A 24,617-nucleotide genomic window follows, 5' to 3' on the forward strand; every position below is an offset into this window, starting at 1 on the left:
TCCGGGAGCTCGTAGTCGGTCACCCCCCGAGTATGCGTGCCCCCGCGATCACGGGGAACGCGGGGGCACGCACCATGCGGTCGGGCAGAACAGACGTCACAGCGTGCGCAGCAGCACCGCCGGTTGCTCCACGCAGTCCGCCACGTACCGAAGGAAGCCGCCTGCCGTGCCGCCGTCGCAGACCCGGTGGTCGAAGGTGAGCGAGAGCTGCACGACCTGCCGCACCGCCAACTCGCCCTCGTGCACCCATGGCTTGGGGACGATGCGGCCGACGCCGAGCATGGCGGCCTCGGGGTGGTTGATGATCGGGGTGGAGCCGTCGACGCCGAAGACGCCGTAGTTGTTCAGCGTGAACGTGCCGCCGGTGAGTTCCGCCGGCGTCAGCGTTCCCGTGCGGGCCGCCTCGGTCAGCCGGGCGAACTCCGCCGTCAGCGACTCAGCGTTCCGCGCGTGCGCGTCCCGGACGACGGGGACGACGAGCCCGCGCTCGGTCTGCGCGGCGAAGCCGAGATGCACGGCCCTGTGCTGGACGACCTCCCTGGCCGTCATGTCCACGGAGGAGTTGAGCTCGGGGAAGCGGGCCAGCGCGGCGGTGCAGATCCGGGCCAGCAGGGCGAGCACGGAGATCTTCGGCCCGCCGGCCGCGGGGCTCTGTGGACGTTCCTCGGCGAAACGCCGCATCGCGTCCCGCGCCCGCATCAGCTCGGTCGCGTCGGCGTCCACCCAGCAGGTCGCGTCGGGGATCTCGGTGCGGCTGCGGGACAGCTTGTCGGCCATGACACCGCGGATGCCCTTGAGGGGGATGCGGGTGGAATCCGGGGCAGTCGGGACTCCGACGGCCGGCGTGTACACCTGCGACGGTTCCTGTGCCGGTGTCCGCGGCGCGCGCGGGTGTGGCTCGGTGGAGGGCGTGGGCGCCCGGTCCTTGTCCTTGTCCTTGCCGGACTGTGTTCCGGCGGCCCGGAGCGCGTACTCCACGTCCGCCCGCAGGATCAGCCCTTCGGGCCCGGAACCGGACATCTCGCGCAGATCCAGACCGTGCTGCCGGGCCAGTCGGCGCACCAGCGGCGAGATCACGGGTACCGGCCCGTCCACCGCCCCGGCGGCCGTACGGGCCTGCCGGGCAGCGGGTGCCTGTCCTTCGGCGGTGGCCCAACCGTTCACCGTGGACGTGGACGTGGACGTGGTGGAAGCGGTGGAAGCGGTGGAAGCGGTGGAAGCGGTGGAAGCGGCCGGCGACGCCGACGCGCTCGGCGCCGTCGGGCCCGGCCGCACCCTGCGCCGCCGGGCCGGTGCCTCCGAGGTTCCGTAACCGACCAGCACGTTGCCGGAACCCGCCGATCGCGGGCCTTTTGCGCGGGAGTCCGCCGCCCGCGAGGCATCGGCACGGGAACTGCCGGCGCGGGAGCCGTCCGTCGCGGAAGGCGTCTCCTCCACCGGTCGGCCGTCGTCATCGGCCGGGCCGCCCACCGCGACCGTGATCAGCGGGGCGCCCACCGGCACCTCGGCGCCCTCCTCGCCGAAGCGGGCGGTGACCACGCCCCCGTAGGGGCAGGGCACGTCCACCATCGCCTTGGCCGTCTCGACCTCGACGACCGGCTGGTCGACGGCGACGACCTCGCCGACCTCGACCAGCCAGCGCACGATCTCCGCCCCGGTGAGCCCCTCACCGAGGTCGGGCAGCTTGAACTCCAGCACCTGTGCCATCAGCTTTCGGCCTCCCACTGCAGACGCCCCACGGCATCCAGGATCCGGTCCACGCCGGGCAGGTGGTGACGCTCCAGCATCGGTGGCGGATACGGGAGGTCGAACCCTGCCACACGCAGCACCGGCGCCTCCAGATGGTGGAAGCAGCGCTCCGTGACCCGGGCCGCGATCTCCCCGCCGGGACCACCGAAGCCACCCGACTCGTGGACGACGACCGCACGTCCCGTCCGCCGCACCGAGGCGCACACCGTCGCGTCGTCGAACGGCACCAGCGAGCGCAGGTCGACGACCTCCAGGTCCCAGCCCTCGGCGCGGGCCGCCTCGGCCGCCTCCATGCAGACGGGGAGGGACGGTCCGTACGTAATGAGCGTGGCGCTCCGGCCGGAGCGCCGCACCACCGCACGGCCCAAGGGATCGACGGCCGTCGGCTGCTCCGGGTCCCAGGAGTCCTTCGACCAGTACAGACGCTTGGGTTCGAGGAGGACGACCGGGTCGTCGGAGGCGATGGCGGCCCGCAGCAGCCCGTAGGCGTCCGGAACGGTCGCGGGCGTGACGACATGAAGCCCGGGAGTCGCCATGTAGTACGCCTCGGAGGAGTCGCTGTGGTGCTCGACGCCGCCGATGCCACCCCCGTAGGGGATGCGGATGGTGAGCGGCAGGGGCATCCTGCCGCGCGTGCGGTTGCGCATCCTGGCGACGTGCGACACCAACTGCTCGAACGCCGGGTAGGCGAACGCGTCGAACTGCATCTCCACGACCGGCCGCAGCCCGTACATCGCCATGCCGACGGCCGTCCCGAGGATGCCCGCCTCGGCCAGCGGGGTGTCCGTGCAGCGGTCCTCGCCGAACTCCTCGGCGAGTCCGTCGGTGATCCGGAAGACACCGCCGAGGGTGCCGACGTCCTCGCCCATCACGTGGACGGAGGGGTCCGCGGTCATCGCGTCGCGCAGCGCGCGGGTGAGCGCCTGCGCCATGGTGGCCGGTTTGGCGGCGACGGTGGTCATCGCTGTGTCCTCCCCGGCTCGACCCCGGAACCGGGCTCGGCTTCGGCTTCGGCCGCCAGCTCGGCCCGCAGCTGCTCCCGCTGTTCCAGCAGTTGGGGGGTGGGCTCGGCGTAGACGTGGGTGAACAGGTCCATGGGGTCGAGCGCCGGGTCCTGGTTCATGCGCGCCCGCAGGTCGGCGGCCATGGTCTCGGCGGCCTGACGGACGGCGGCGAGACGGTCGTCGTCGAGCAGGCCGCGGCGGGTCAGTTCCTGTTCGAGGAGCGCGACGGGATCGTGCTCCTTCCAGGTCTCCACCTCGGCGTCGCCCCGGTAGCGGGTCGCGTCGTCGGCGTTGGTGTGCGCCTCCACGCGGTAGGTGACCGCCTCGACCAGGGTCGGGCCGCCTCCCGCGCGCGCGTGGCGCACGGCGTCGGCCAGGACCTCGTGCACGGCGGCCGCGTCGTTGCCGTCGACCAGCCGGCCGGGCATCCCGTAGCCGACGGCCTTGTGGGCCAGCGACGGGGCCGCGGTCTGCTTGGCGAGCGGGACGGAGATCGCGAAGCCGTTGTTCTGGACGAGGAAGACGACCGGTGCGCGCCACACGGCGGCGAAGTTCAGTGCCTCGTGGAAGTCGCCCTCGCTGGTCCCGCCGTCGCCGACCATCGCCAGCGCGACCACGTCGTCACCCTTGAGGCGGGCGGCGTGCGCGAGCCCGACGGCATGCGGCAACTGGGTGGCCAGCGGCGTGCTCAACGGCGCGACCCGGTGCTCGTAGGGGTCGTAGCCGGTGTGCCGGTCACCGCGCAGGAGGGTGAGGGTCTCGACGGGGTCCACCCCGCGCGCGACGACGGCGAGCGTGTCGCGGTAGCTCGGGAAGAGCCAGTCCTGTTCCTTCAGGACCAGCGCGGCGGCGACCTCACAGGCCTCCTGACCGGTGCTGGAGGGGTAGACCGCGAGACGGCCCTGCTTGGTGAGCGCGGTGGCCTGCGCGTTGTAGCGGCGGCCCTTCACCAGCTCCGCGTACAGCCGGCGCAGCAGCTCCGGGTCGGCCGCGTCGGCCCGCCCGGTGCCGAGCACGCGGTACGGCTCCGGGTCGGGCAGCAGCGGCGCGGGGTCGGTACGTGGCTGCCAGGCGGGCGGCGGGGTCGGCCGGTACGCGCCCCGCTGCTCCATGACCGTCATGACGGCACCTCCTCGTGGGAGTGGCTTGGTGGGGCGCGGCGTCTGTGACGCGCCTCACCAACCGATTGTTCGGTCGCCGGCACATTTTGGCTACGGGTGGCACCAGGCTGTGGACAAACGGTTCTCCACGGCCTGAGATGGACGCAGTACGTCCATGGCGGGGAGGCGGGGCCGGGTGTCGTCTGAACAAATGGCCGAGAGTGCCGGGAGTCCGGAGGGGAGCGGGCCGGTGCCGCCCGCGCGCCCCCTGGACGCCATAGACCAGGACATCCTGCGCATGCTCCAGGCGGACGGCCGCGCCTCCGTCCGGTCCGTCGCCGACCGGGTCCACGTCTCCCGCGCGAACGCCTACGCCCGGATCAACCGGCTCGTCGAGGACGGCGTCATCCGGGGATTCGGGGCCCGCGTCGACCACGAACGGGCCGGTCACGGCACCTCCGCGTACATCACCCTGAAGATTGTCCAGAACACCTGGCGCACGGTCCGCGAACAGCTCCGGCAGCTTCCCGGCGCCTCCCACATCGCCCTGGTGGGCGGCGACTTCGACGTACTGCTCCTGGTGCACACCCCGGACAACCGGGCGTTGCGGGAACTGGTGCTGACCCGGCTCCAGGCGATCCCCGAGGTGCTCAGCACGCGCACCCTGCTGGTGTTCGAGGAGGAGGACCTGGAGCCGCAGGGGTGAACCACCGGCCACCCGGCCACCCCTGCCGGGCCGGTCCTCCCGGAGCCCGTCCTAGCCCGCCCTGCGCAGCCCGCCGAAGGCCAGCCGGACCACCGCGTCGCTCACCTCGCGCTCGCTCATGCCGCGCCCGTCGGGCCGGTACCACTCGACGAGCGAGTTGATCATCCCGAAGACCAGCCTGGTCACCAGGCGCACCTCGATGTCGCCCCGCACGTCCCCGTCGGCCGCCGCGGCCTTCAGCAGCGCCGCCACCCGGTGGTCGAACTCGCGTCGCCGCTCCAGGGCCCACCGCTCGGTGCCCGTGTTGCCGCGCACGCGCAGCAGCAGCGTCACGTACGGCAGCTCCGCGATCAGGACCTCGACCATGCGCCGTACGACGTACTCCAGGCGTTCGGCGGCACGCCCCACGCGCGCGTGCTCCTCGTCGAGGATGCCGAAGAGGCCGTCCAGCGCCCGGGTCACCGCGCGCCGCAGCAGCTCCTCCTTGCCCGCCACGTGGTGGTATATCGACGACTTGGAGATACCGGCGGCCTGGGAGAGGTGCTCCATGGAGGTGCCGTCGTAGCCACGCTCGTTGAACACCTGGACGGCGACGGAGAGCAGGGACTCCGGGGTGTACGTGTCGCGCCTGGCGGTGGTCATGGGGTGTCCTCCCGCTTCTCGGTGGCGCACGCGTGCCGGTAGAGCGCGAGGGACGGCGCGTAGCGGCCGGACGGATCGCGCTCGTGCAGGTCGTCGAGGAGGGAACCGGCCCAGCCGCGGCCGAGGCGGCGGCTCCACTCGAAGGGCCCCAGCGGGTAGTTGACGCCCAGGCGCATCGCGGTGTCGACGTCCTCCTCGGTGGCCACCCCCTTGGCGACGGCGTCGTGCGCCAGGTCGATGATCCGCGCCACCGTGCGCGCGACGATCATGCCGGGGACGTCCCCGATGACGCTGACCTTCTTCCCGAGCGCCTGGAACAGTCCGGTGGCCTCGGCGACGGTCCGCGCGGAGGTGTCCTGGGAGTGGGACAGGGCGATACGCGTGGCCCCGCGGTAGTCCGGTGAGAGGTCGAAGTAGACGACGTCGTGGTACTCCACGGAGGTCTGGCCGTCGGCGAGCGCCAGTTGGCCGCCACTGGGCAGCACCAGGCGGGTGCCGTTGTCCTCGTCCTCCGCACGGACCTGGATTCCGGCCTCGTGGATCAGGGCGAGCAGGTCCGAGGCGGGCCCCAGATCGCCCTCGGCGACCACGTACGCGGGCGCCCCGGCCTGCTCCGCGGTGCGCGGCTCGGGACGCTCGGCGCCGTCCGCGTAGTCGTACCAGCCCCGGCCGCTCTTGCGGCCGAGGCGGCCGGACTCGACCAGCCGGCGCTGGGCGAGCGAGGGCGTGAAGCGCACGTCCTGGAAGAAGGCCTGCCACACCGAGTGGGTGACGGACTCGTTGACGTCCTGCCCGATGAGGTCGGTCAGTTCGAAGGCACCCATGCGGAAGCCGCCGGACTCGCGCAGCACCGCGTCGATCGTGGCCGGATCGGCCCCCTGGGACTCGTACACCGTGAAGGCCTCGGCGTAGAAGGGCCGGGCGATGCGGTTGACGATGAAGCCGGGGGTGTCGGCGCAGGCGACCGGCGTCTTGCCCCAGGCGCGGGCCGTCTCGTACGCGCGCGTGGCGCAGGTGACGTCGGTGGCGAAGCCGGAGACGACCTCGACGAGCGGCAGCAGCGGAGCGGGGTTGAAGAAGTGCAGACCCACGAAGCGGCCGGGGACGCGCAGGGCGCCGCCGACGGCGGTGACCGACAGGGAGGAGGTGTTGGTGGCGAGCAGGCAGTCGTCGGGGACGATCTCCTCCAGCGCGCGGAACAGTTCCTGTTTGACGTCCAGGCGCTCCAGGACGGCCTCGACGACCAGGGCGCAGTCGGCGAGTCCGGTGAGGTCGTCGGCGGGCGTCAGACGGTCGCGGGCGGCGTCCCGGCCGGCGGCGGTGAGCCGCTCCTTCGCCACGAGCCGGTCGAGCCGGGCCATGATCCCCTCGGCGGCCTCCCGGGCCCGGCCGGGGACGGCGTCGTACAGCCGCACGGGGTGCCCCGCGGTCAGTGCGACCTGGGCGATGCCCTGGCCCATGGTGCCGGTGCCGACGACGGCCACGGGGCTGTTGAGGTCGAGTGCTGTCATGTGCGCGATCCTCCCGCACGGGCTTGTCCACAGATGCGGCGGACCCTCTTGTCCCGACCGATCGTTCGGTTACTCTAACTCCGACCGCCCGACTTCCGACATCCATGCCCCGGCGCCCTCCACTCCGGCGTCGTCGGCTTCCGCCACCCCTGCCTCCTGCCCAAGGCTTTGCCCGGTCCCCGAACTCGACGAGGAGTTGGTCCCCGATGGCCGCCGAAAACACCGCGCAGCAGCTGACCGCCCAGCACCGGCCCACCCTGGACCGGGCACTGGAAGCGATCCGCACGCGCGCGTACTGGTCCCCGCACCCCGAGCACCCCAAGGCCTACGGGGAGAACGGCAGCCAGGACCTCGCGGCGGGCAAGGCCGCCTTCGACGCGCTGCTCGGCACCCGCCTCGACCTCGGCCAGCCCGGCACCGACGACTGGGTGGGCGGCGAGACCTCCCCGTACGGCATCGAGCTGGGCGTCGGCTACCCGCACGCGGACCTCGACGTGCTGCTGCCCGCCATGCGGGCCGGGATGCGGACCTGGCGGGACGCGGGCGCCGACACCCGCGCGGTGGTCTGCCTGGAGATCCTCAAGCGGATCAGCGACCGGACGCCCGAGTTCGCCCACGCGGTCATGCACACCTCCGGCCAGGCGTTCATGATGGCGTTCCAGGCCGGCGGCCCGCACGCGCAGGACCGCGGCATGGAGGCGGTGGCGTACGCGTACGCCGAGCAGGTGCGCACCCCCACCGCCGCGGAGTGGACCAAGCCGCAGGGCAAGCGCGACCCGCTGGCGCTGACCAAGCAGTTCACACCGGTCCCGCGCGGCATCGGCCTGGTCATCGGCTGCAACACCTTCCCGACGTGGAACGGCTATCCGGGCCTGTTCGCCTCCCTCGCCACCGGCAACGCGGTCCTGGTCAAGCCGCATCCCCGCGCGGTGCTGCCGCTCGCCCTCACCGTGCAGGTCGCGCGCCAGGTGCTCACCGAGGCCGGCTTCGACCCGAACCTGGTGGCGCTGGCCGCCGAGCGGCCCGGCGAGGGCGTCGCCAAGACCCTGGCCACACGTCCGGAGATCCGGATCGTCGACTACACCGGCTCCACGGAGTTCGGCGACTGGCTGGAGGCCAACGCCCGCCAGGCGCAGGTGTACACGGAGAAGGCCGGCGTCAACACGGTGATCGTGGAGTCGACCGGGAACTACCGGGGCATGCTCGCCAACCTGGCGTTCTCCCTGTCGCTCTACAGCGGCCAGATGTGCACCACCCCGCAGAACCTGCTGATCCCGCGCGACGGCATCACCACCGACCAGGGCCCCAAGTCCTTCGACGAGGTCGTCGCCGACCTGGCGCAGGCGGTCGACGGCCTGCTCGGCGACGACACGCGCGCGAACGCCCTGCTGGGCGCGATCGTCAACCCCGGTGTCAGGACCCGCCTGGAGGCCGCCGCCGGGCTCGGCGAGGTCGCCCTCGCCTCCCGCGGGATCACCCACCCGGAGTTCCCGGACGCGGTGGTCCGTACGCCGGTGATCGTGAAGCTCGACGGTGCGAAGCCGGACGCCGAGGCCGCCTGCATGAACGAGTGCTTCGGACCGGTCTCCTTCGCCGTCGCCGTCGACTCCGCGTCCCACGCGGCGAAGCTGCTGCGGCGCACCGTCCGTGAGAAGGGCGCGATGACCGTCGGCGCGTACACGACCTCCCCCGAGTTCGAGGAGACGGTGCGGGAGGTCTGCCTGGAGGAGGCCGCCCAGCTCTCCCTCAACCTCACCGGCGGGGTGTACGTCAACCAGACGGCCGCCTTCTCCGACTTCCACGGCTCCGGCGGCAACCCGGCGGCCAACGCGGCCCTCACCGACACCGCCTTCGTGGCCAACCGCTTCCGGGTGATCGAGGTGCGGCGGGAGGCATGAGCCCCTCGTGGGCCCGTGTTTTCACGCGGGTGCGCCACCGGGTGCGCCCCCGGTGGCGCTCCAGTGGTACAGCGTCATGGCCACACTGGTCGCGAGGTTGTAGCTGGAGACCTGGGGGCGCATCGGCAGCGCCACCAGGTGGTCGGCACGCGCGCGCAGCTCGGGCGAGAGCCCGCTGCGCTCCGAGCCGAAGGCGAGCAGCGCGTCGTCCGGAAGTCTCAGCCCGCGGATGTCCTCGCCCTTTGGATCGAGTGCGAACACCGGGCCACCGGGCAGTTCGCCGACGGCCAGCCGCTCCACGACGGTCGCGAAGTGCAGTCCGGCCCCGCCGCGTACGACGGTGGGATGCCAGGGGTCGAGGGTGCCGGTGGTGACGACCCCGGTCGCCCCGAAACCGGCGGCCAGCCGGATCACGGCGCCCGCGTTGCCGAGGTTGCGCGGCTGGTCCAGGACCACCACGGGGGCGGTGCGCGGGGTGTGTGCCAGCCTCTCCAGGTTGCCCGCGCGGGAGGGGCGTACGGCGAGGGCTGCGACGGCGGTGGGGTGCGGGCGCGGCACGAGCGAGGCGTACGTCTCGTACGGCACCTCGGCCAGCAGCGCCGCCAGCGCCTCCCGGACGTCCGGGGCCAGCTCGTCGGCGAGGGCGAGCGCGGCGGCCCGGTCCGCGGTGACCGCCGTCTCGACGTCGGCGCCGAAGCGCACGGCGTGCTTGAGGGCGTGGAATCCGTCGAGCAGGACCGCGTCCCCGCTCCGCCGGTGCCAACGGGTCACGGTGGCGGGGTCGTCCCGGGCAGGAGGCATGGGGGGCACGGCGGTGCCGTCGGGGGCGGTCTCGCGGTCGGGGGCTGCCATGACGTGCAGCCTACGGGCGCGTGCCGGGTGCTTTTCCGGGTGCCGGGACGGCCGGACCCCGAGCGGCCCGACCCACCTGCTCCTCCTGCTCCGCACGGCCCATGTGATCCACCGGCTCTCCCGGGCCCCCGGTCCTGGGTGCGGGCACCGGCGCACCACCCGCGTGCCTGCGCGTGCGCGGTGGCGGTATCCGGAGTGCCGGGCTGCGTACCCACGCGCGAAGGCGCGTGAAGACGTCGCCCAGGCGGCGCAGGAACGACGTCGGCAGGAAGACGGCGTCGGCCGCGATCATCGCCAGGGAGAAGAACGGCAGCCCCAGGACGACGGCGATCACCGCGTGCTCGGTGATCATGAGCGCCAGGAGCACGTTCTTGACCCGCCGGTTGAACAGGGTGAACGGGAAGGCCACCTGCACGGCGACCGTCCCGTAGGTCACCAGCATCACCAGGGTGCCGCTGGCGGTCAGCAGGTCGCCGAGGGCCGGCCAGGGGGAGAAGTACTCCAGGTGCAGCGGGTAGTGCACCGCGGTGCCGTCCTGCCAGCGGGAGCCCTGGATCTTGTACCAGCCGGCCGTGGCGTAGATCAGGCAGGCCTCAGCCATGATCACCAACAGGGCACCGTTGTGCACGATGTTGGCGACGACGTCCAGCAGGACGCGTGGCTGCGGGGTCCTCGCCCAGCGCCCCACCAGCCACCACAGCGCCTGCGCCGACCATACGGCCCACAGCAGCGCCGGGACGAACCAGTCGCCGTCCATCCGGCCGGCCAGGGTCGCCAGGAGCAGCAGGAAACCCAGCACCCCCCACAGCGCGGGGCCCGTCCGGTCCCGCGGCCGCTCTCCACACGCGCGTGCCTCGTCCGCGCGCCGGGCGCGCCGCGCGTCCAGGGACCACACCTGGCCGCAGCGCGTGAACACGAGGTAGACCGCCATCAGGTGCAGGACGTTGTCGCCGCCGTCGCCCATGAAGACACTGCGGTTCTGCAGCGACAGCACGCCCACCATGAACAGCACCGACATGGTGCGGGTGCGCCAGCCCAGCAGCAGCAGGACGCTCCACACCACCGCGAGCAGGTAGAGGGCCTCGAACCAGCCCTGCCCGTCCGACCACAGCAGCGCGGTGAAGGCGCCGTTGGACCCGACGAGCTGATCGGCGAGGTCCCAGGCCCACGGGCCGTCGGGCCCGTACAGCTCCTGGCGGTGGGGGAACTCGCGCAGCAGGAACAGCAGCCAGGTCGCGCTGAACCCGATCCGGATCACCGCGGTCTGGTGAGGGCCGAGGGCTGAATCGGTGACCCGTGCGACGGCACCGGAGACCTTGGCCGAAAAGCGGTTCACCCGATGCCTCCCCGGGCCTCGTCCTCCGGCACCGGCCACCAGGGCAGTGTGCGGTACACCGGCTTCGTGGAGACCTCCTCCCCGCTCCACTCCGGTGGCGGCACGTCGGCCGTGCGGGAGCGGACCTGGATCCGGTCGACGACACCGCCCGGCCCGGCCGCGTCCGACCGGTCGAGCCGCATCACCATGATCCGGCGCAGATACGACTCGGCCAGCGTGCCGCGCATTCCCACCGGCCGCTCCTCACCGTCGTGCGTGGCGACGAAGAAGTCCCAGGCGCGGCGCAGCTCGTTCTGCTGGGTGTGGCTGGGCAGGAGGTTGCCGTCGATGGCCCGGCCGTCCTCGGCGGACAGGTCGTACCAGCCGGTGGTCCGCACTCCCCCGTCCGGCGTCAGCACCTCGGCGCGGACCTGGACGGAGATGTTCTGCTGCAACGGGTTCGGCGCGAACAGCTTCCAGTTCTGCTCGAACTCCGGGTAGATCCAGTCCTCGATCGCCTCGGCGTGCTCCTTGGAGACCGTGTTCGCGGGCGCGACGTGCAGGAACGTCATGCCCATGTGCACACAGACGACGACCGCGACGGTCCCGAGCGCCACGGCGGCAACGATCCGACGACGGAGCGGGAGGGCGGCCACGCCGGTACGGGGCTCGGGGGGCGGGGGGCCCGCGTCCGGGGCCGGAGGGACGTCCGAGGGCCGGGAACCGTCCTGGGCGGCGGGCCCCGCCGGTGCGGGAGCAGGCGGTGCGGGAGCAGGCGGTGCGGGAGGAGGCGGTGCGGGAGGAGGGGCGGGAGCAGGCGGATCCGGGGGCAGTGCAGGGGCAGGGCCGCTCGGCGCGCCCGGCCCGGCCCGCCCGTGCCGGGCGTGCGAGCCCTCGTCGTACGCGTCCATCCCGCCCCGTTCCCACAGTTCCGGTCCGGATCCCGGTCCGGATTCCGGTCGATCGCCGCCACCGTGCGGCATGCGAGGGCATCGTGCCGCCCGTACACCGCTTCGCAGCGTCGCACGGGAACGGTACTCAGCACCGGCCGTCCCGGCACAGTCCCAGCGGTCCGCGCATTCCGTGGCCGTCACCACATCCACGGCCCGGCCCGGCCGAGCCCGGGTTGTCCACGGGCAGCCCGCCCCCGACGATCCCGCCCGCAGGTCATCCACAGCTGTTGACACCTCGCGGCACCCGTCCCACCATGGAATCGCGCGAACCGAACGATCGGTCGGGAGCGTGTTTCGGGAAGAACCCGGGGAAGCCCGGGTCGAGAAGAACCCAGGTCGAAGGGGACCTCATGGCGACAGCAGTCGACAGCGTCGGCGCCGACGCGGGTGACAGCGCGCGCGGCGGCGCGGAGTACGAGCGCGCCTTCGACGCGGCCGTCGCCGCCGACGAGCGGATCGAACCGCGCGACTGGATGCCCGACGCCTACCGCGCCACGCTCGTCCGGCAGATCGCCCAGCACGCGCACTCCGAGATCATCGGCATGCAGCCGGAGGCCAACTGGATCACCCGCGCGCCCTCGCTGCGCCGCAAGGCGATCCTCATGGCCAAGGTGCAGGACGAGGCGGGGCACGGCCTGTATCTCTACAGCGCCGCCGAAACCCTCGGGACGGGGCGCGAGGAGCTGCTGGACAAGTTGCACTCCGGTCGCCAGAAGTACTCCTCGATCTTCAACTACCCCACGCTGACCTGGGCCGACGTCGGCGCGATCGGTTGGCTGGTGGACGGCGCCGCGATCACCAACCAGGTGCCCCTGTGCCGTTGCTCGTACGGCCCGTACGCGCGCGCGATGGTGCGCATCTGCAAGGAGGAGTCCTTCCACCAGCGCCAGGGTTACGAGTTGCTGCTGGCCTTGAGCCGCGGCACCCCGGAACAGCACGCGATGGCGCAGGACGCGGTGGACCGCTGGTGGTGGCCGTCGCTGATGATGTTCGGCCCGCCCGACAACGAGTCCCGGCACTCCGCGCAGTCGATGGCCTGGAAGATCAAACGGCATTCCAACGACGAGTTGCGGCAGCGCTTCGTCGACATCTGCGTCCCCCAGGCCGAGTCGCTCGGCCTCACCCTCCCCGACCCGGACCTGCGATGGAACGAGGAACGGGGACAGCACGACTTCGGCCCGATCGACTGGACGGAGTTCCGGGACGTCCTGGGGGGCAACGGCCCGTGCAACGAGGAGCGGCTGACCCGGCGCAGGCGTGCCCACGAGGAGGGTGCCTGGGTCAGGGAGTCGGCGGCCGCCTACGCGGCCAAGCGCACCACCGGTGAGACAGGAGCGAACCACGCATGACCGACACCGACTGGCCCCTGTGGGAGGTCTTCGTGCGCTCGCGCCGGGGACTGTCCCACACCCACGCCGGCAGCCTGCACGCCCCGGACGCGGAGCTGGCCCTGCGCAATGCCCGCGATCTGTACACCCGCCGCGGCGAGGGCGTCTCGATCTGGGTCGTGCCGTCGTCAGCGGTCACCGCCTCCTCACCCGACGAGAAGGACCCGTTCTTCGAACCGGCCGCCGACAAGCCCTACCGGCACCCGACGTTCTACGAGATCCCCGAGGGGGTGCGCCACCTGTGACGACGACACCCGGCTCCGGCACCCGTGCACCCTCCCGGGACGCCGTCCTCACCACGGCCGCACTCACCCTCGGCGACGACGCCCTGGTGCTCTCCCACCGTCTGGGCGAGTGGGCCGGCCACGCCCCCGTGCTGGAGGAGGAGGTCGCCCTCGCCAACATCGCGCTGGACCTGCTGGGCCAGGCCCGCGTGCTGCTGTCGATGGCGGGCGACGAGGACGAGCTGGCGTTCCTCCGCGAGGAACGCGCCTTTTGCAACCTCCAACTGGTCGAGCAGCCGAACGGCGACTTCGCCCACACCATCGCCCGCCAGTTGTACTTCTCCGCCTACCAGTACCTCCTGCACACCGAACTCGCCGCCGGGGGCGGCCCGCTGGCACCGCTGGCGGGCAAGGCCGTCAAGGAGGTCGCCTACCACCGCGACCACGCCGAGCAGTGGACCCTGCGGCTCGGCGACGGCACCGACACCGGCCACACCCGGATGCAGCGGGCCGTGGACGGGCTGTGGCGGTACACCGGCGAGATGTTCCAGCCGGTCGAGGGCCTCGACGTCGACTGGCCGGGCCTGGAGACGGCCTGGCTGGAGCGGATCACGCAGGTACTGGGCCGAGCCACCCTCACCGTGCCCGACAGCCCGCGCACGGGTGCGTGGGCGGCCGGTGCCGGACGCCAGGGACTGCACACCGAGTCCTTCGGCCGCATGCTCGCCGAGATGCAGCACCTGCACCGCAGCCACCCGGGGGCGACATGGTGACCCCGGCGGCCATCACTCCGCTCGAGGCGGAACTGCTCGAACTGGCCGGTTCGGTGCCCGACCCCGAGCTGCCCGTGCTGACCCTGCGCGAGCTGGGCGTGGTGCGCGCGGTGCACGCGCGCGGTGCGGACACCGTCGAGGTCGAGCTGACTCCCACGTACACGGGGTGCCCGGCCGTCGAGGCGATGTCGGCGGACATAGAGCGGGTGCTGCGCGAGCACGGGGTGCGCGAGGTCACCGTCCGCAGAGTGCTCGCGCCCGCTTGGTCGACCGACGACATCACCGACGAAGGGCGCCGCAAATTGCGGGAGTTCGGCATCGCCCCGCCGCGCGTACGGCCGGCGTCGGGAGCGGTCGCGGTGGAGCTCGGGCCGACCCGCACGCGTACCCGCGAGCCGTGGGCGAACGGGACGCCCGGGCCCATGACCGAGGAGGCACTCGGCGAGACGCCCGAGCCCGTGCGGTGCCCGCACTGCGGCTGTGCCGGCACCGAGCTGCTCAGCCGCTTCTCGTCCACCGCGTGCAAGGCACTGCGCCGGTGCCTGGAGTGCCGTGAACCGTTCGACCACTTCAAGGAGTTGTGATGGCGCGCTTCCACCGGCTCCGGGTGGCCGCCGTCGACCGGCTCACCGACGACTCCGTCGCCCTCACCCTCACCGTCCCGCCGGACCTGCGCGAGGAGTACCGCTACGCCCCCGGCCAGCATCTGGCCCTGCGGCGCAGGGCCGACGGGGAGGACATCCGGCGCACCTACTCGATCTGCTCCCCGGCCCCCGAAGGCGAGGGGCCCGGCACGTTGCGGGTGGGGGTGCGTCTGGTCGAGGGCGGCGCCTTCTCGACGTACGCCCTGAAGGAGGTCGGCGTCGGGGACGAGCTGGAGGTGATGACCCCGGCGGGCCGGTTCACCCTCCCGCCCGCGCCCGGCCGGTACGCGGCGATCGTCGGCGGGAGCGGCATCACCCCGGTGCTCTCCATCGTCTCGACCCTTCTGGAGCGCGAGCCCGGGGCCCGGTTCTGTCTGATCCGCAGTGACCGGACGGCCGCCTCGACGATGTTCCTGGAGGAGGTCGCCGACCTGAAGGACCGCTACCCCGACCGGTTCCAGCTGGTGCCGGTGCTCTCGCGGGAGGAGCAGCAGGCGGGACTGCCGTCCGGACGGCTCGACCAGGAGCGGCTCGCCGCCCTGCTGCCGGCCCTGCTGCCGGTGGGGCAGGTGGACGGCTGGTTCCTGTGCGGCCCGTACGGGCTGGTCGAGGGGGCCGAGCGGGCCCTGCGCGGTCTCGGCGTGGTGCGCTCCCGCATTCACGAGGAGATCTTCCACGTGGACACCGGCGCCCCGGTCGCCCCCACGGCGCCGGCCCCCGCCCACAGCACGGTCACCGCCCTGCTCGACGGACGCGGCGGCACCTGGCCCGTCCAGGAGGGCGAGTCCCTGCTGGAGACGGTGCTGCGCAACCGCCCAGAGGCCCCCTACGCCTGCAAGGGCGGGGTGTGCGGAACATGTCGCGCCTTCCTCGTCTCGGGCGAGGTACGGATGAACCGCAACTTCGCGCTGGAGTCGGAGGAGACCGAGGCCGGCTACGTACTGGCCTGCCAGTCGCGTCCGGTGACGGAGAAGGTGGAGCTGGACTTCGACCGGTGACGGCGGCACACCCCTCCCGCAGACACCGCGCCGTCCCCGCCCCCGGCCCCTGCGACGCCGTTCGGTCGGATCGGCTCCGGGGCGCCGGGGGGTGGCCTGCGGACCTTCCGGAGTGGAGCTCCCGTCCGGCCGGGCACCTGCGCACGAAGAGGCCCTGGGAGACTGCCGGCGTCGCGTCCGCCGGGCTGAAACCCGATGAAGCGGTGGCGGCGGGGCGTCGACCGCCGCCGTCCCGGGGCCTGATGCGCGGCCCGCGACGGCCGCCTGCCCCTCCCGGTTCTACAGGACGTGTCCGGGCTGTCCGTCATCGGTGACGACGGGGCGTCCCTCGGACGCCCACACCTGCATGCCGCCGTCCACGTTCACGGCGTCGATGCCCTGCTGGACCAGATACATCGTGACCTGGGCCGAACGCCCACCGGAACGGCAGATCACATGCACCCGGCCGTCCTGCGGGGCCGCCTCGGCCAGCTCGCCGTAACGGGCGACGAATTCGCTGATCGGGATGTGCAGCGCCCCTTCGGCATGACCGGACGCCCACTCGTCGCTCTCGCGGACATCCAGCAGGAAGTCGCCGTCCTCGAGGTCACGGACCCCGACCGTGGGCACCCCAGTCGCAAAACTCATGCCCCCGACGCTACCGGAAGCCCCGGGCCGGGGCTCACACCCACCGGACCGGCGGCTCAGCCCCCGAGGGCCTCCAGAGCCGCCAGTTCCGCCTCACGCTCGGCCACCTGGACCCGCAGCTGCTCGGCGATCTCCTCCAGGAGGCGGTCCGGGTCGTCGGGGGCCAGCCGGAGCATCGAGCCGATGGCGCCCTCCTCGAGCTCCTTCGCGACCAGGGTGAGCAGTTCCTTGCGCCGGGCGAGCCATTCGAGCCGGGCGTAGAGCTCTTCGCCGGCGCTCGGAGCCTGCTCCTTCAGCTTCGGGCCCGCCGCCCATTCCGCGGTGAGCTCCCGCAGCTCGGCCTCGCTCCCGCGGGCGTAGGCGGCGTTGACGCGGGTGATGAACTCCTCGCGGCGCTGGCGTTCCGCCTCTTCCTGCGCCAGGTCCGGGTGGGCCTTGCGGGCGAGGTCGCGGTAGAGCCTGCGCGCCTCCTCGCTGGGCCGCACCCGCTCCGGGGGCCGGACGGGCTGGCCGGTGAGCATGGCCGCGGCCTCGGGGAAGAGACCGCTGCCGTCCATCCAGCCGCCCAGCAGTTCCTCCACACCGGAAATCGGCTGCAGCCGGGAGCGCGCGTCGTCGGCCAGCCGACGGTCCTCGGGGTCACCGCTGCGAGCGGCCTTGGCCTCCAGGATGCGGGTGTCCAGCTCCTCGAGACGGGCGTACACGGGGCCGAGCCGCTGTTCGTGCAGCCGGGAGAAGTTCTCGACCTCGATGCGGAAGGTGTCCACCGCGATCTCGAACTCGATCAGCGCCCGCTCCGCGGCCCGCACGGCCTGCTCCAGCCGCGCCTCGGGACGCTGCGCACCACCGTCGGCCGCCACCTGCTCCGCGCCGGCGCCGCCGCTGCCCTGCTCACCCTCCGAGGTCATCACCCGGACAGCGTAGGCCACGACCGCCACACCCCGGATCCCGTCACCCTGCCTCCTCCCTCCTGCCCCCTGCCCCACCCTGCCTCCCGGCAGCCGACCGCCCTCTCCGCCCCGGTCCGACCAGGGGCATGGCCCCACCGGCTCCACCCGCACCCTGCCCCGATCGGCCCGACGTCGTACCCCGGCACCGGACGGCCGCCGTCACCGCCCTCGGCCTCCGTGCCCATGCCCACCGGCTCGCCCAGCCGCCGCCCGAGCGCCCGCAGGAACCCGCGGAACACATCGAGTCGCTCCTGCCCCCGGAGCTCCCGCAGCTCCACGTCGAAGCCGATCGCATCCACCGACCGGAAACGGAGGATCGCCGACACCTCGACAGCCGGCCGCACCCGCAGGACCGGGTGCTCCGCGTCGGCCGGACGGGACGGCGCGGCCTCCGCCCGCGGGATCGGCAGCACCGTCCCGCATTCGGAGTGCCCGCCCTCCCGGCCACGCGCGACGACGAGATCGAGAACCGCCCGCCAGTCCTGCGCCGAGAATTCAGGAACACACAGGTCCGGCAGCGTCCCCATCGGATCCGGGTCGGAGAAGCACGAGACGTCGTCCCACGGAGGATCAGCCACCGGGAAGCCACCGGGAAGCCGCCGGAGACGGTGAAGCGGTGCTCAGACCCCCGTCTCGGCCGCGATCCGGCCCGACCGGACCGCTGCCACCAGGTCCGCGTGGTCCGCCTCCGTGCGGTCGGCGTAGCGGAAGGCGAAGTCGCCCATCGCCTCGTCGAGTTCGTCGTTCTTGCCGCAGTAACCCGAGATCAGGCGGGGGTCGGCGCTGTGGGAGTGGGCGCGGGCCAGGAGGGCGCCGGTCATCCGGGCGTAGTCGTCGACCTGGTCGGCGGACAGGGCCGTCGGGTCGACGCTGCCCTTGCGGTTGCGGAACTGCCGTACCTGGAAGGGCCGCCCGTCGACGGTCGTCCAGCCCAGCAGGTTGTCGCTGACCACCTGCATCCGCTTCTGGCCCAGGACCACGCGCCGGCCCTCGTGGTCGGCGTCGGGGACGTCGAAGCCGGCTGTCAGCAGGTGTGGCACCAGCGCCGAGGCGCGGGCCTCCTTCACCTGCAGGACGAGGGGCTCGCCCCGGTGGTCGAGGAGCAGCACGACGTACGAGCGGGTGCCCACGCTGCCCGTGCCGACGACGCGGAACGCCACGTCCTGCACCGCGTGCCGGGCCAGCAGCGGAAGCCGGTCGGGCTGGAGGGTGCCGACGTACTGTTCCAGGGAGGTGGCCACCGCGAGGGCCTCGGCGTCGGGCACACGGCGCAGCACCGGCGGGGCGTCGACGAAGCGACGCCCGCCGTCCTCCACCGCCTCGGTGGACTTGGCCGCGAAACGGCCGCTGGTGTTGGCGCGGGCCTTCGTGTAGACCCGCTCCAGCGTGCCGAGCAGATCGTGCGCGTCGGCGTGGGAGACCAGTTCCTCGTCGGCGATGGCGTTCCACGCGTCCAGCACCGGCATCCTCGCCAGCAGCCGCATCGTGCGGCGGTAGGCGCCCACCGTGTCACGGGCGGCCTTGCGGCAGGTGCCCTCGTCCGCGCCGACCTCCCGTCCCGCGAGCACCAGCGAGGTGGCGAGCCGTTTGAGGTCCCACTCCCAGGGGCCCCACACCGTCTCGTCGAAGTCGTTCAGGTCGATGACCAGCCCGCCGCGCGCGTCGCCGTACAGGCCGAAGTTCGCCGCGTGCGCGTCGCCGCAGAGCTGCGCGCGGATCCGCGTCACGGGGGTGCGGGCCAGGTCGTGGCCCATCAGGCCCGCCGATCCGCGCAGGAAGGCGAACGGTGTCGCCGCCATCCGGCCCACCCGCATCGGCGTCAGCTCGGGCAGCCGGCCCCGGTTGGACTCCTCCACCGCGCTGACCGCGTCCGGGCGCGAGGGATCCAGGTCGAGAGCGGAATGCGCACCGCGCGGCACCAGTCGGCGCAGGGCCTTGCCGTTCTCCTTCGCCGAGCCCTCGGGCGGCCACGCCGCGAAACCCGGTACACGCGGCAGCCGCCGCGCCTCACCGGCAGCGGGCTCCGGTTCCGCCCGCTCCGCCGCCCTGCCCGTCCCGGCCCCGCCGGCATCCACCTCGGTCACCACAACCGCCTCCCCCGTACGCCCACGCGTACGCCCGTACCCACGGCGGCCGGTCGCACGTGAACGACGATCCGGCCGTCGGCCCGCCTCGAAACCGACGCGGACACCGGCGCAGGCGATGACATCAACCGTGTCGACCGTACAACCCGGTGGCCGAAACACGTCAGATCCTGTGGACAACTCCGGGGCTGTGGACAACACCGTCACCCGCCCGCGCCCCCTGCCACCACCTGGGACACGGCTCCTGTCTGCCCCCGCCCGCTATCCCGCTCCCGCCTCGGCCACACTCCCCGTGGCCGGTTCCAGTCGCCCCTCCGCGAGGACCCGCCGGCCGCGGTCCGCCGAGATGTCCAGCCGGGCCAGCACCGCCGGCACCGCGACGCCCGGCAGTATGTGCTGGAACAGCACCACGACCCGGTGCTCCAGATCCTGCCGCTGACAGCGCAGCTGTGAGAGGAGCTGCACTCCCGAGAAGCTCGCGACCAGCAGTTCCGCCGTCTCCGTCACCTCGACGTGCGGCAGCAGCTCACCCCCCGCCTTCGCCTCGGCCAGGGTCCGGGCGGTCTGGTCGATCCACATCCGGAACGCCGGAGTCCGGTCCAGTCCCAACGCCCCCTGGTCCAGGGCCAGCCCGACACTGGCGCGCACCAGCGGATCCGTACGCAGCCGCAGGGCCAGCACCAGACCGGAGTCGACGAGCTCCTGGAGCTTGCTGGACTGGGGCGGCAGAGCGACCGCCAGCTGCTCCTCGAAGATGCCGAGCGCCAGCTCCTCCTTGGAGCCGAAGTGGAAGTACAGCGCGCCCTTGGTCACCCCGGCCCGGTCCAGGATCTCGCCGATGGTCGCCGAGGTGTAACCGCGTTCGTCGAAGACGGCCGCCGCCGCGTCCAGAATGGTCCGCCGGGTGCGGATCGCGCGCTCCTGTCGCGCCATCGGATGCCTCCTGATCTCTGTGGATCTCTGTTGAGTTCGTGGATCGCCGTGAAGCAGCCTGGCGGGAGCAACGCGGTCGCCCTATCGCCGTACCGCGATGCGTTCGAACGCGTGGGCGGGCTGTGGGTTCGTCCCCAACTATGTGGATCACCCTTGAAAAAAACCGGCTCGCCCGTATCTTAGTGCGAAGTCGACCGGAGACAGGCCTTCTATCCGGAGGGTTCCTCATGCCGCAGTCAGGTGCCACAAACACGCCCACGGAGGATCGGACCGGACAGCGGAACGCGCCCGCAACCACCGCCGGGCAGGCCGCCGGTAACAGTGCCGCCACCGCCACCGCCACCGCCACCCGGGTCACCGCGGAACTCGCCCACCGCGCCCGCGCGGCGGACGTCTTCCCGACGGAATGGGTCCGCCTGTCCGAACGCGACTTCCGCGTCACCGCGCACTGGCCCGCCGACCACCCCTTCTTCGGCCCTGTGGACGACCTCCACCAGGACCCGATGGTCGTCGCCGAGACACTGCGCCAGACGACGATGGCCATCGCCCACGCCGAGTTCGGCGCCCCCCTCGACACCCACTTCGTCATGTGGGACCTGGGCATCTCCACCGCCCCCTCCGAACTGCTGCTCGCGAACGCCGCGGAACCGGTCGCCGTCGACGTCGTCTGCTCCGAGGTACGCCGCCGGGGCCGCGGCCTGAGCAGCATGCGGACGGTCATGGAGTTCCACCGCGCGGGACGGCTCGTCGCCCGGGGCACCGGCAGCATGGGCTGCACCTCGCCGGCCGCGTACCGCCGCCTGCGAGCCGGGCGGCCGGCCGGCGTGTACAACGCGATACCTCCCTTACCCCCGGTCCCTCACGCACTGGTCGGCCGCCACCGCGCGGAGGACGTCGTCCTCGCCCGCTCGGACCGCCCCGGCACCTGGCTCCTGCGCGTCGACACCGGTCACCCCGTGCTCTTCGCCCGGCCCAACGACCACGTCCCCGGCATGGTTCTGTTCGAGGCGGCCCGCCAGGCGGCGACAGCGGCAACCGGCGGCCGCGTCTTCCTGCCGTCCGACCTGGCCTCCTCCTTCAGCCGTTACACCGAACTGGACAGCCCCTGCCTCCTCGAAACCGAGGTCCACGACAAGGGCGACGGGAACGACGCGACCGTGCGGGTCCGCGGCCTGCAGCACGGCGAACCCGTCTTCACCGTCACCCTCACCCGCGCCCTCCACCGCCGGAGCCCGGGGCCGCCCCCAGGGCTGCCCCCGGCCCCGGTACGGTCGCTGACATGACGGTGAACCTCCTGATCACGGGCGGCACCGGCTTCATCGGCAGCCGGATCACCGCCGCAGCGCGCCAACGCGCGGACACTCGCGTCCGGTTGCTCTCCCGCCGCACATCCGCCGGGAACGCGCGGACGTCCGAGGCTCCGCAAGCGGCGCACACCACCCCGGACGCGCCACCGCCCGCCAGAACCGTCCCCGGCGACCTCGCCGACCCCGCCTCCCTGCAAGGCGGTTGCGCCGGCGTCGACGTCCTCGTCCACTGCGCCTCGCGCATCACCGGCGACCCCGAATCCGTCGCGGCGGTCAACGACCGGGGCACGAGGGCCCTGGTGGAGGAGGCGGTACGCAGTGGGGTGCGCCGCATCGTGTACGTGAGTACCGCCGCCGTCCACGGCAGGGGCCCCTTCCGGGGCGTACGGCCCGGCGAGGCCCCCGTCGCCCCCGCCTCCACCACCAGCCGCACGCGCGCCGCGGCCGAGCGGCACGTCCTCGACGCGGGCGGCCTGGTGCTGCGGCCCCACCTGGTGCACGGCACCGGCGACCGCTGGATGGTCCCCGGCCTGGTGGGACTCCTGCGGGAGCTGTCGGCCACCGTGTCGGGCTGCGGGGCTCTGCACTCGATGATCGACGTCGACACCCTGGGCCGCGCGGCCGTCGCCGCGGCGCTCTCCCCGTCTCACGGGCCCGGCGTCCACTACGTCAACCACCCGGACCCGGTCTCCACGTCGGAACTGCTCACGGCGATCTGCGCGCACGTGGAACAGCCTGCCGGGAAAGCCGCGGTCGACGTCACGAGCGCCTACGCACGGGCCGCCGGCTCCCCGCGCGCCCTGCATCACCTCGGCATGCTCACCGTCGACCACTGGTTCAAGGACGACTCCTTCTGGGACGCCCTGGACTGCTCCCCGGGTGAGCCCTTCCTCCGCGCCTTCCCGCGCGCAGCCCCCTGGTACCGGTCGTTCGTCACCGCCCCCTGACCGACCGCCACCGCGCCCACCACTCCCACCGCTCCCACCTGCCCCTGAGCCCGAACCCTCGAGGCAAAACCGACCTATCGGTTTGATTTTCGCGACAGACATTCGACACCGCCCCGCGGACCGCGGGGCCGCTCGGTCGCACCCTCGAACCCCAGCCGCCCCGCACCCTCTCGGCCCGACCGCGGAACGCACCGACGCCCGCACATGCGGTCACCCCGCAGCCGAAAGGATCATGAGATGTTCCTCACACGGTCCGGGTTCGTCCCCACCCCCGCCCCCATCCCGCCACACCCGGTCCGGGCATGCGAAACGGGCGGCATCCGAGAGGGATGCCGCCCGTTCGACGGTGTGCGCGAGGGGGGAGTTGAACCCCCACGCCCTTGCGGGCACTGGAACCTGAATCCAGCGCGTCTGCCTATTCCGCCACCCGCGCATTGGGTGTGTCATCGGGCCCTTCCCCGTGGGGTCCGGCGCCTTCCGACTCCTGAACATTAGCACGCTGGTCGGGGTGGACTCACATCCCTTTCCCCCGCCCCGGCCCCACCCTCGCCGAGCAGCACCGCTGCCCACGAGCAGCCCACCAGCGGCCCGTGAGCAGCCCTCGAGCCGCGCACCGGCCGCCCCCGAAGCGTCCCCTGACCACCCCCGACCAGTCACGCGTGATCAACGGCGCCACCCCACCGCCCCGCCCCCTGTCGCCCCGTACCGCTCCCACCCACCCCGAAGATGCGTGCGGGGAGAGTTCATCCACCGGTCAAGAACCGATCGGGAACCGATGAGAACCGCTTCACGTATAAACCTCGTACCGGTACCCCCCGTCCCCCCAGGTGCCGGGCGGAGTCCACAGCCGGGTGCGGGACACTGGTCCGCGGCCCCCTCTACGATCCATGGCGGGGGCTCGCACAAGCACGGCCGAAGGAGTTCAAAGGGAGCCCGGAGGAACCCGCCAGGCGTCGACACCCGTCGGCCGGGCGGGCAGGGGGAACCAGCCGATCGACCAGGGCGTGGATACGATCAGTAAGCAGTACCAGTTATGCGGTGCACGCGGCAGCGCACCGGGCAGTAGACGCAGTAGAAGTAGCAGTGGAAGACAGGGCAGTACACAGGACGGCAACGACGGAGGAGGTGCCCCATGGGAGTCCTGAAGAAGTTCGAGCAGCGACTCGAAGGCCTGGTCAACGGCACCTTTGCCAAGGTGTTCAAGTCCGAGGTGCAGCCCGTGGAGATCGCGGGAGCTCTCCAGCGGGAGTGCGACAACAACGCGACCATCTGGAACCGCGACCGCACCGTCGTCCCCAACGACTTCATCGTCGAACTGAGCACCCCCGACTTCGAGCGGCTCAGCCCGTACTCCGGACAGCTCGGGGACGAACTCGCCAGCATGGTGCGCGACTACGCCAAGCAGCAGCGCTACACCTTCATGGGCCCCATCAAGGTGCACCTGGAGAAGGCTGACGACCTCGACACCGGTCTGTACCGGGTGCGCAGCCGTACGCTCGCCTCCTCCACCAGCCAGGCGGGCCCCACGGGCTCCGGCCCCGGCGGACCCGGCACGGGCGGCCCGCCCGCCGGCGGCCCCGGCGGCTACGGCTACCCGCCCGCCGGCCCCGCGGCCGGCGCCCCGCCCATGCCGGCCGCGCCGCCGCCCGGCGGCCGGCCCGGCGGTTACGGCTACCCGCAGCCCGCGGGCGGACAGCGGCCCCCCGCCGCACCCGCGTCCGCCGGACGCACCCGGCACTGGATCGAGGTCAACGGCAACCGCCACCAGATCTCCAACGCGACGCTCGTACTGGGCCGCAGCACCGAGGCCGACGTGCGGATCGACGACCCCGGCGTCTCCCGCAGACACTGCGAGATCCGGACCGGAACGCCCTCGACGATCCAGGATCTCGGATCCACCAACGGCATCGTGGTGGACGGACAGCACACCACCCGCGCTACGCTCCGCGACGGCTCGCGAATCGTCGTGGGCAGCACCACCATCATTTACCGGCAAGCCGAAGGGTGAAGCG

Annotated in this window: 23 protein-coding genes and 1 tRNA gene; 10 read left to right on the forward strand and 14 right to left on the reverse strand. The window is 72.6% G+C overall.

Going from position 1 to position 24,617, the window contains the following annotated elements; all coding sequences use genetic code 11:
- Nucleotides 1–96 precede the first annotated feature (96 nt).
- From ACWZEH_RS16905 to pdhA, 3 genes are read right to left on the reverse strand one after another with little or no spacing between them, the layout of a single operon-like run.
- The gene (locus tag ACWZEH_RS16905; protein WP_456199376.1) at nt 97–1,707 is read right to left on the reverse strand and encodes a dihydrolipoamide acetyltransferase family protein; all 1,611 of its coding nucleotides are present in this window, start codon (nt 1,705–1,707) and stop codon (nt 97–99) included.
- Entirely contained in the window at nt 1,707–2,711 is a 1,005-nt protein-coding gene (locus ACWZEH_RS16910) for an alpha-ketoacid dehydrogenase subunit beta (protein ID WP_456199377.1), read from the reverse strand. The genes ACWZEH_RS16905 and ACWZEH_RS16910 overlap by 1 nt, the downstream gene beginning before the upstream one ends.
- Nucleotides 2,708–3,874, reverse strand: coding sequence for a pyruvate dehydrogenase (acetyl-transferring) E1 component subunit alpha (gene pdhA / locus ACWZEH_RS16915; RefSeq protein ID WP_456199378.1), 1,167 nt, complete (start codon nt 3,872–3,874; stop codon nt 2,708–2,710). The genes ACWZEH_RS16910 and pdhA overlap by 4 nt, the downstream gene beginning before the upstream one ends.
- Before the next feature lie 190 nt (nt 3,875–4,064).
- Between pdhA and ACWZEH_RS16920 the strand changes: the two genes are divergently transcribed.
- Nucleotides 4,065–4,559, forward strand: a complete 495-nt coding sequence (locus ACWZEH_RS16920) for an Lrp/AsnC family transcriptional regulator (protein ID WP_384012582.1) — start codon at nt 4,065–4,067, stop codon at nt 4,557–4,559.
- A 51-nt stretch (nt 4,560–4,610) separates the two neighbouring features.
- Here ACWZEH_RS16920 and ACWZEH_RS16925 read toward each other — a convergent pair whose 3' ends face one another.
- On the reverse strand, nt 4,611–5,201 hold the full coding sequence (locus ACWZEH_RS16925; protein WP_383807453.1) for a TetR/AcrR family transcriptional regulator: 591 nt from the start codon (nt 5,199–5,201) through the stop codon (nt 4,611–4,613).
- Nucleotides 5,198–6,712: a 3-hydroxyacyl-CoA dehydrogenase gene (locus ACWZEH_RS16930; protein WP_456199380.1), complete on the reverse strand. Its 1,515-nt coding sequence runs from the start codon at nt 6,710–6,712 to the stop codon at nt 5,198–5,200. The genes ACWZEH_RS16925 and ACWZEH_RS16930 overlap by 4 nt, the downstream gene beginning before the upstream one ends.
- A gap of 206 nt (nt 6,713–6,918) precedes the next feature.
- Here ACWZEH_RS16930 and paaN point away from each other — a divergent pair, with 206 nt between their 5' ends.
- The gene (gene paaN, locus ACWZEH_RS16935; protein WP_456199382.1) at nt 6,919–8,610 is read left to right on the forward strand and encodes a phenylacetic acid degradation protein PaaN; all 1,692 of its coding nucleotides are present in this window, start codon (nt 6,919–6,921) and stop codon (nt 8,608–8,610) included.
- A 21-nt stretch (nt 8,611–8,631) separates the two neighbouring features.
- On the opposite strand, the gene ACWZEH_RS16940 is transcribed toward paaN, so the two are convergent.
- The 3 genes from ACWZEH_RS16940 to ACWZEH_RS16950 all read right to left on the reverse strand — a co-directional run bounded on the left by ACWZEH_RS16940 (nt 8,632) and on the right by ACWZEH_RS16950 (nt 11,688).
- Entirely contained in the window at nt 8,632–9,411 is a 780-nt protein-coding gene (locus ACWZEH_RS16940; RefSeq protein ID WP_456199640.1) for a TrmH family RNA methyltransferase, read from the reverse strand.
- A 61-nt stretch (nt 9,412–9,472) separates the two neighbouring features.
- Nucleotides 9,473–10,798 carry an HTTM domain-containing protein gene (locus ACWZEH_RS16945; protein ID WP_456199384.1) on the reverse strand — a complete coding sequence of 442 codons (1,326 nt, stop codon included), beginning with the start codon at nt 10,796–10,798 and terminating at the stop codon, nt 9,473–9,475.
- Entirely contained in the window at nt 10,795–11,688 is an 894-nt protein-coding gene (locus tag ACWZEH_RS16950; RefSeq protein WP_456199386.1) for a DUF5819 family protein, read from the reverse strand. Before ACWZEH_RS16950 ends, ACWZEH_RS16945 begins: the two co-directional genes overlap by 4 nt.
- 392 nt (nt 11,689–12,080) lie before the next feature.
- On the opposite strand from ACWZEH_RS16950, the gene paaA reads away from it, so the two are divergent.
- Genes paaA through ACWZEH_RS16975 form a run of 5 tightly spaced genes read left to right on the forward strand, consistent with a single transcriptional unit; the run spans nt 12,081 to nt 15,757 of the window.
- Nucleotides 12,081–13,079: a 1,2-phenylacetyl-CoA epoxidase subunit PaaA gene (gene paaA, locus ACWZEH_RS16955; protein WP_456199388.1), complete on the forward strand. Its 999-nt coding sequence runs from the start codon at nt 12,081–12,083 to the stop codon at nt 13,077–13,079.
- The gene (gene paaB / locus ACWZEH_RS16960; protein WP_055574617.1) at nt 13,076–13,363 is read left to right on the forward strand and encodes a 1,2-phenylacetyl-CoA epoxidase subunit PaaB; all 288 of its coding nucleotides are present in this window, start codon (nt 13,076–13,078) and stop codon (nt 13,361–13,363) included. The genes paaA and paaB overlap by 4 nt, the downstream gene beginning before the upstream one ends.
- Complete coding sequence (paaC, locus tag ACWZEH_RS16965; RefSeq protein ID WP_456199389.1) at nt 13,360–14,115, forward strand: 1,2-phenylacetyl-CoA epoxidase subunit PaaC; 756 nt, start codon at nt 13,360–13,362, stop codon at nt 14,113–14,115. Before paaB ends, paaC begins: the two co-directional genes overlap by 4 nt.
- A complete protein-coding gene (gene paaD / locus ACWZEH_RS16970; RefSeq protein WP_456199391.1) occupies nt 14,109–14,699 on the forward strand; it encodes a 1,2-phenylacetyl-CoA epoxidase subunit PaaD in 591 nt (196 codons plus the stop codon). Before paaC ends, paaD begins: the two co-directional genes overlap by 7 nt.
- Nucleotides 14,699–15,757 (forward strand): 2Fe-2S iron-sulfur cluster-binding protein, encoded by a 1,059-nt coding sequence (locus ACWZEH_RS16975; protein WP_456199392.1) that lies wholly within the window; start codon nt 14,699–14,701, stop codon nt 15,755–15,757. Before paaD ends, ACWZEH_RS16975 begins: the two co-directional genes overlap by 1 nt.
- A gap of 279 nt (nt 15,758–16,036) precedes the next feature.
- Here ACWZEH_RS16975 and ACWZEH_RS16980 read toward each other — a convergent pair whose 3' ends face one another.
- From ACWZEH_RS16980 to ACWZEH_RS17000, 5 genes are all read right to left on the reverse strand, one after another.
- Nucleotides 16,037–16,366: a rhodanese-like domain-containing protein gene (locus tag ACWZEH_RS16980; RefSeq protein ID WP_456199641.1), complete on the reverse strand. Its 330-nt coding sequence runs from the start codon at nt 16,364–16,366 to the stop codon at nt 16,037–16,039.
- A 74-nt stretch (nt 16,367–16,440) separates the two neighbouring features.
- The gene (locus ACWZEH_RS16985) at nt 16,441–17,292 is read right to left on the reverse strand and encodes a hypothetical protein (RefSeq protein WP_456199643.1); all 852 of its coding nucleotides are present in this window, start codon (nt 17,290–17,292) and stop codon (nt 16,441–16,443) included.
- A complete protein-coding gene (locus ACWZEH_RS16990) occupies nt 17,292–17,912 on the reverse strand; it encodes a hypothetical protein (RefSeq protein ID WP_456199394.1) in 621 nt (206 codons plus the stop codon). Before ACWZEH_RS16990 ends, ACWZEH_RS16985 begins: the two co-directional genes overlap by 1 nt.
- A gap of 42 nt (nt 17,913–17,954) precedes the next feature.
- Nucleotides 17,955–19,418: a DUF2252 domain-containing protein gene (locus ACWZEH_RS16995; RefSeq protein WP_456199396.1), complete on the reverse strand. Its 1,464-nt coding sequence runs from the start codon at nt 19,416–19,418 to the stop codon at nt 17,955–17,957.
- A 261-nt stretch (nt 19,419–19,679) separates the two neighbouring features.
- Nucleotides 19,680–20,351, reverse strand: a complete 672-nt coding sequence (locus ACWZEH_RS17000) for a ScbR family autoregulator-binding transcription factor (RefSeq protein WP_456199397.1) — start codon at nt 20,349–20,351, stop codon at nt 19,680–19,682.
- A gap of 227 nt (nt 20,352–20,578) precedes the next feature.
- Here ACWZEH_RS17000 and ACWZEH_RS17005 point away from each other — a divergent pair, with 227 nt between their 5' ends.
- Both ACWZEH_RS17005 and ACWZEH_RS17010 read left to right on the forward strand, forming a co-directional pair.
- Entirely contained in the window at nt 20,579–21,634 is a 1,056-nt protein-coding gene (locus tag ACWZEH_RS17005; protein ID WP_456199398.1) for a ScbA/BarX family gamma-butyrolactone biosynthesis protein, read from the forward strand.
- Nucleotides 21,631–22,605, forward strand: a complete 975-nt coding sequence (locus ACWZEH_RS17010; RefSeq protein ID WP_456199400.1) for an NAD-dependent epimerase/dehydratase family protein — start codon at nt 21,631–21,633, stop codon at nt 22,603–22,605. Before ACWZEH_RS17005 ends, ACWZEH_RS17010 begins: the two co-directional genes overlap by 4 nt.
- Nucleotides 22,606–22,954: 349 nt before the next feature.
- Here the strand turns inward: ACWZEH_RS17010 and ACWZEH_RS17015 are convergent.
- Nucleotides 22,955–23,038: transfer RNA gene (locus ACWZEH_RS17015), tRNA-Leu, on the reverse strand.
- Nucleotides 23,039–23,737: 699 nt separating this feature from the next.
- On the opposite strand from ACWZEH_RS17015, the gene ACWZEH_RS17020 reads away from it, so the two are divergent.
- Nucleotides 23,738–24,613 carry an FhaA domain-containing protein gene (locus tag ACWZEH_RS17020; protein WP_456199402.1) on the forward strand — a complete coding sequence of 292 codons (876 nt, stop codon included), beginning with the start codon at nt 23,738–23,740 and terminating at the stop codon, nt 24,611–24,613.
- Nucleotides 24,614–24,617: the final 4 nt, after the last annotated feature.

Source organism: Streptomyces yamdrokensis (assembly GCF_053890455.1).

Excerpts from the sequence above, each read along its gene's own strand:
- ACWZEH_RS16905 (WP_456199376.1), bottom strand. The coding sequence starts at position 1,707 with ATGGCACAGGTGCTGGAGTTCAAGCTGCCCGACCTCGGTGAGGGGCTC.
- ACWZEH_RS16910 (WP_456199377.1), bottom strand. The coding sequence starts at position 2,711 with ATGACCACCGTCGCCGCCAAACCGGCCACCATGGCGCAGGCGCTCACC.
- pdhA (WP_456199378.1), bottom strand. The coding sequence starts at position 3,874 with ATGACGGTCATGGAGCAGCGGGGCGCGTACCGGCCGACCCCGCCGCCC.
- ACWZEH_RS16920 (WP_384012582.1), top strand. The coding sequence starts at position 4,065 with ATGGCCGAGAGTGCCGGGAGTCCGGAGGGGAGCGGGCCGGTGCCGCCC.
- ACWZEH_RS16925 (WP_383807453.1), bottom strand. The coding sequence starts at position 5,201 with ATGACCACCGCCAGGCGCGACACGTACACCCCGGAGTCCCTGCTCTCC.
- ACWZEH_RS16930 (WP_456199380.1), bottom strand. The coding sequence starts at position 6,712 with ATGACAGCACTCGACCTCAACAGCCCCGTGGCCGTCGTCGGCACCGGC.
- paaN (WP_456199382.1), top strand. The coding sequence starts at position 6,919 with ATGGCCGCCGAAAACACCGCGCAGCAGCTGACCGCCCAGCACCGGCCC.
- ACWZEH_RS16940 (WP_456199640.1), bottom strand. The coding sequence starts at position 9,411 with ATGCCTCCTGCCCGGGACGACCCCGCCACCGTGACCCGTTGGCACCGG.
- ACWZEH_RS16950 (WP_456199386.1), bottom strand. The coding sequence starts at position 11,688 with ATGGACGCGTACGACGAGGGCTCGCACGCCCGGCACGGGCGGGCCGGG.
- paaA (WP_456199388.1), top strand. The coding sequence starts at position 12,081 with ATGGCGACAGCAGTCGACAGCGTCGGCGCCGACGCGGGTGACAGCGCG.
- paaB (WP_055574617.1), top strand. The coding sequence starts at position 13,076 with ATGACCGACACCGACTGGCCCCTGTGGGAGGTCTTCGTGCGCTCGCGC.
- paaD (WP_456199391.1), top strand. The coding sequence starts at position 14,109 with ATGGTGACCCCGGCGGCCATCACTCCGCTCGAGGCGGAACTGCTCGAA.
- ACWZEH_RS16975 (WP_456199392.1), top strand. The coding sequence starts at position 14,699 with ATGGCGCGCTTCCACCGGCTCCGGGTGGCCGCCGTCGACCGGCTCACC.
- ACWZEH_RS16985 (WP_456199643.1), bottom strand. The coding sequence starts at position 17,292 with ATGACCTCGGAGGGTGAGCAGGGCAGCGGCGGCGCCGGCGCGGAGCAG.
- ACWZEH_RS17000 (WP_456199397.1), bottom strand. The coding sequence starts at position 20,351 with ATGGCGCGACAGGAGCGCGCGATCCGCACCCGGCGGACCATTCTGGAC.
- ACWZEH_RS17005 (WP_456199398.1), top strand. The coding sequence starts at position 20,579 with ATGCCGCAGTCAGGTGCCACAAACACGCCCACGGAGGATCGGACCGGA.
- ACWZEH_RS17010 (WP_456199400.1), top strand. The coding sequence starts at position 21,631 with ATGACGGTGAACCTCCTGATCACGGGCGGCACCGGCTTCATCGGCAGC.
- ACWZEH_RS17020 (WP_456199402.1), top strand. The coding sequence starts at position 23,738 with ATGGGAGTCCTGAAGAAGTTCGAGCAGCGACTCGAAGGCCTGGTCAAC.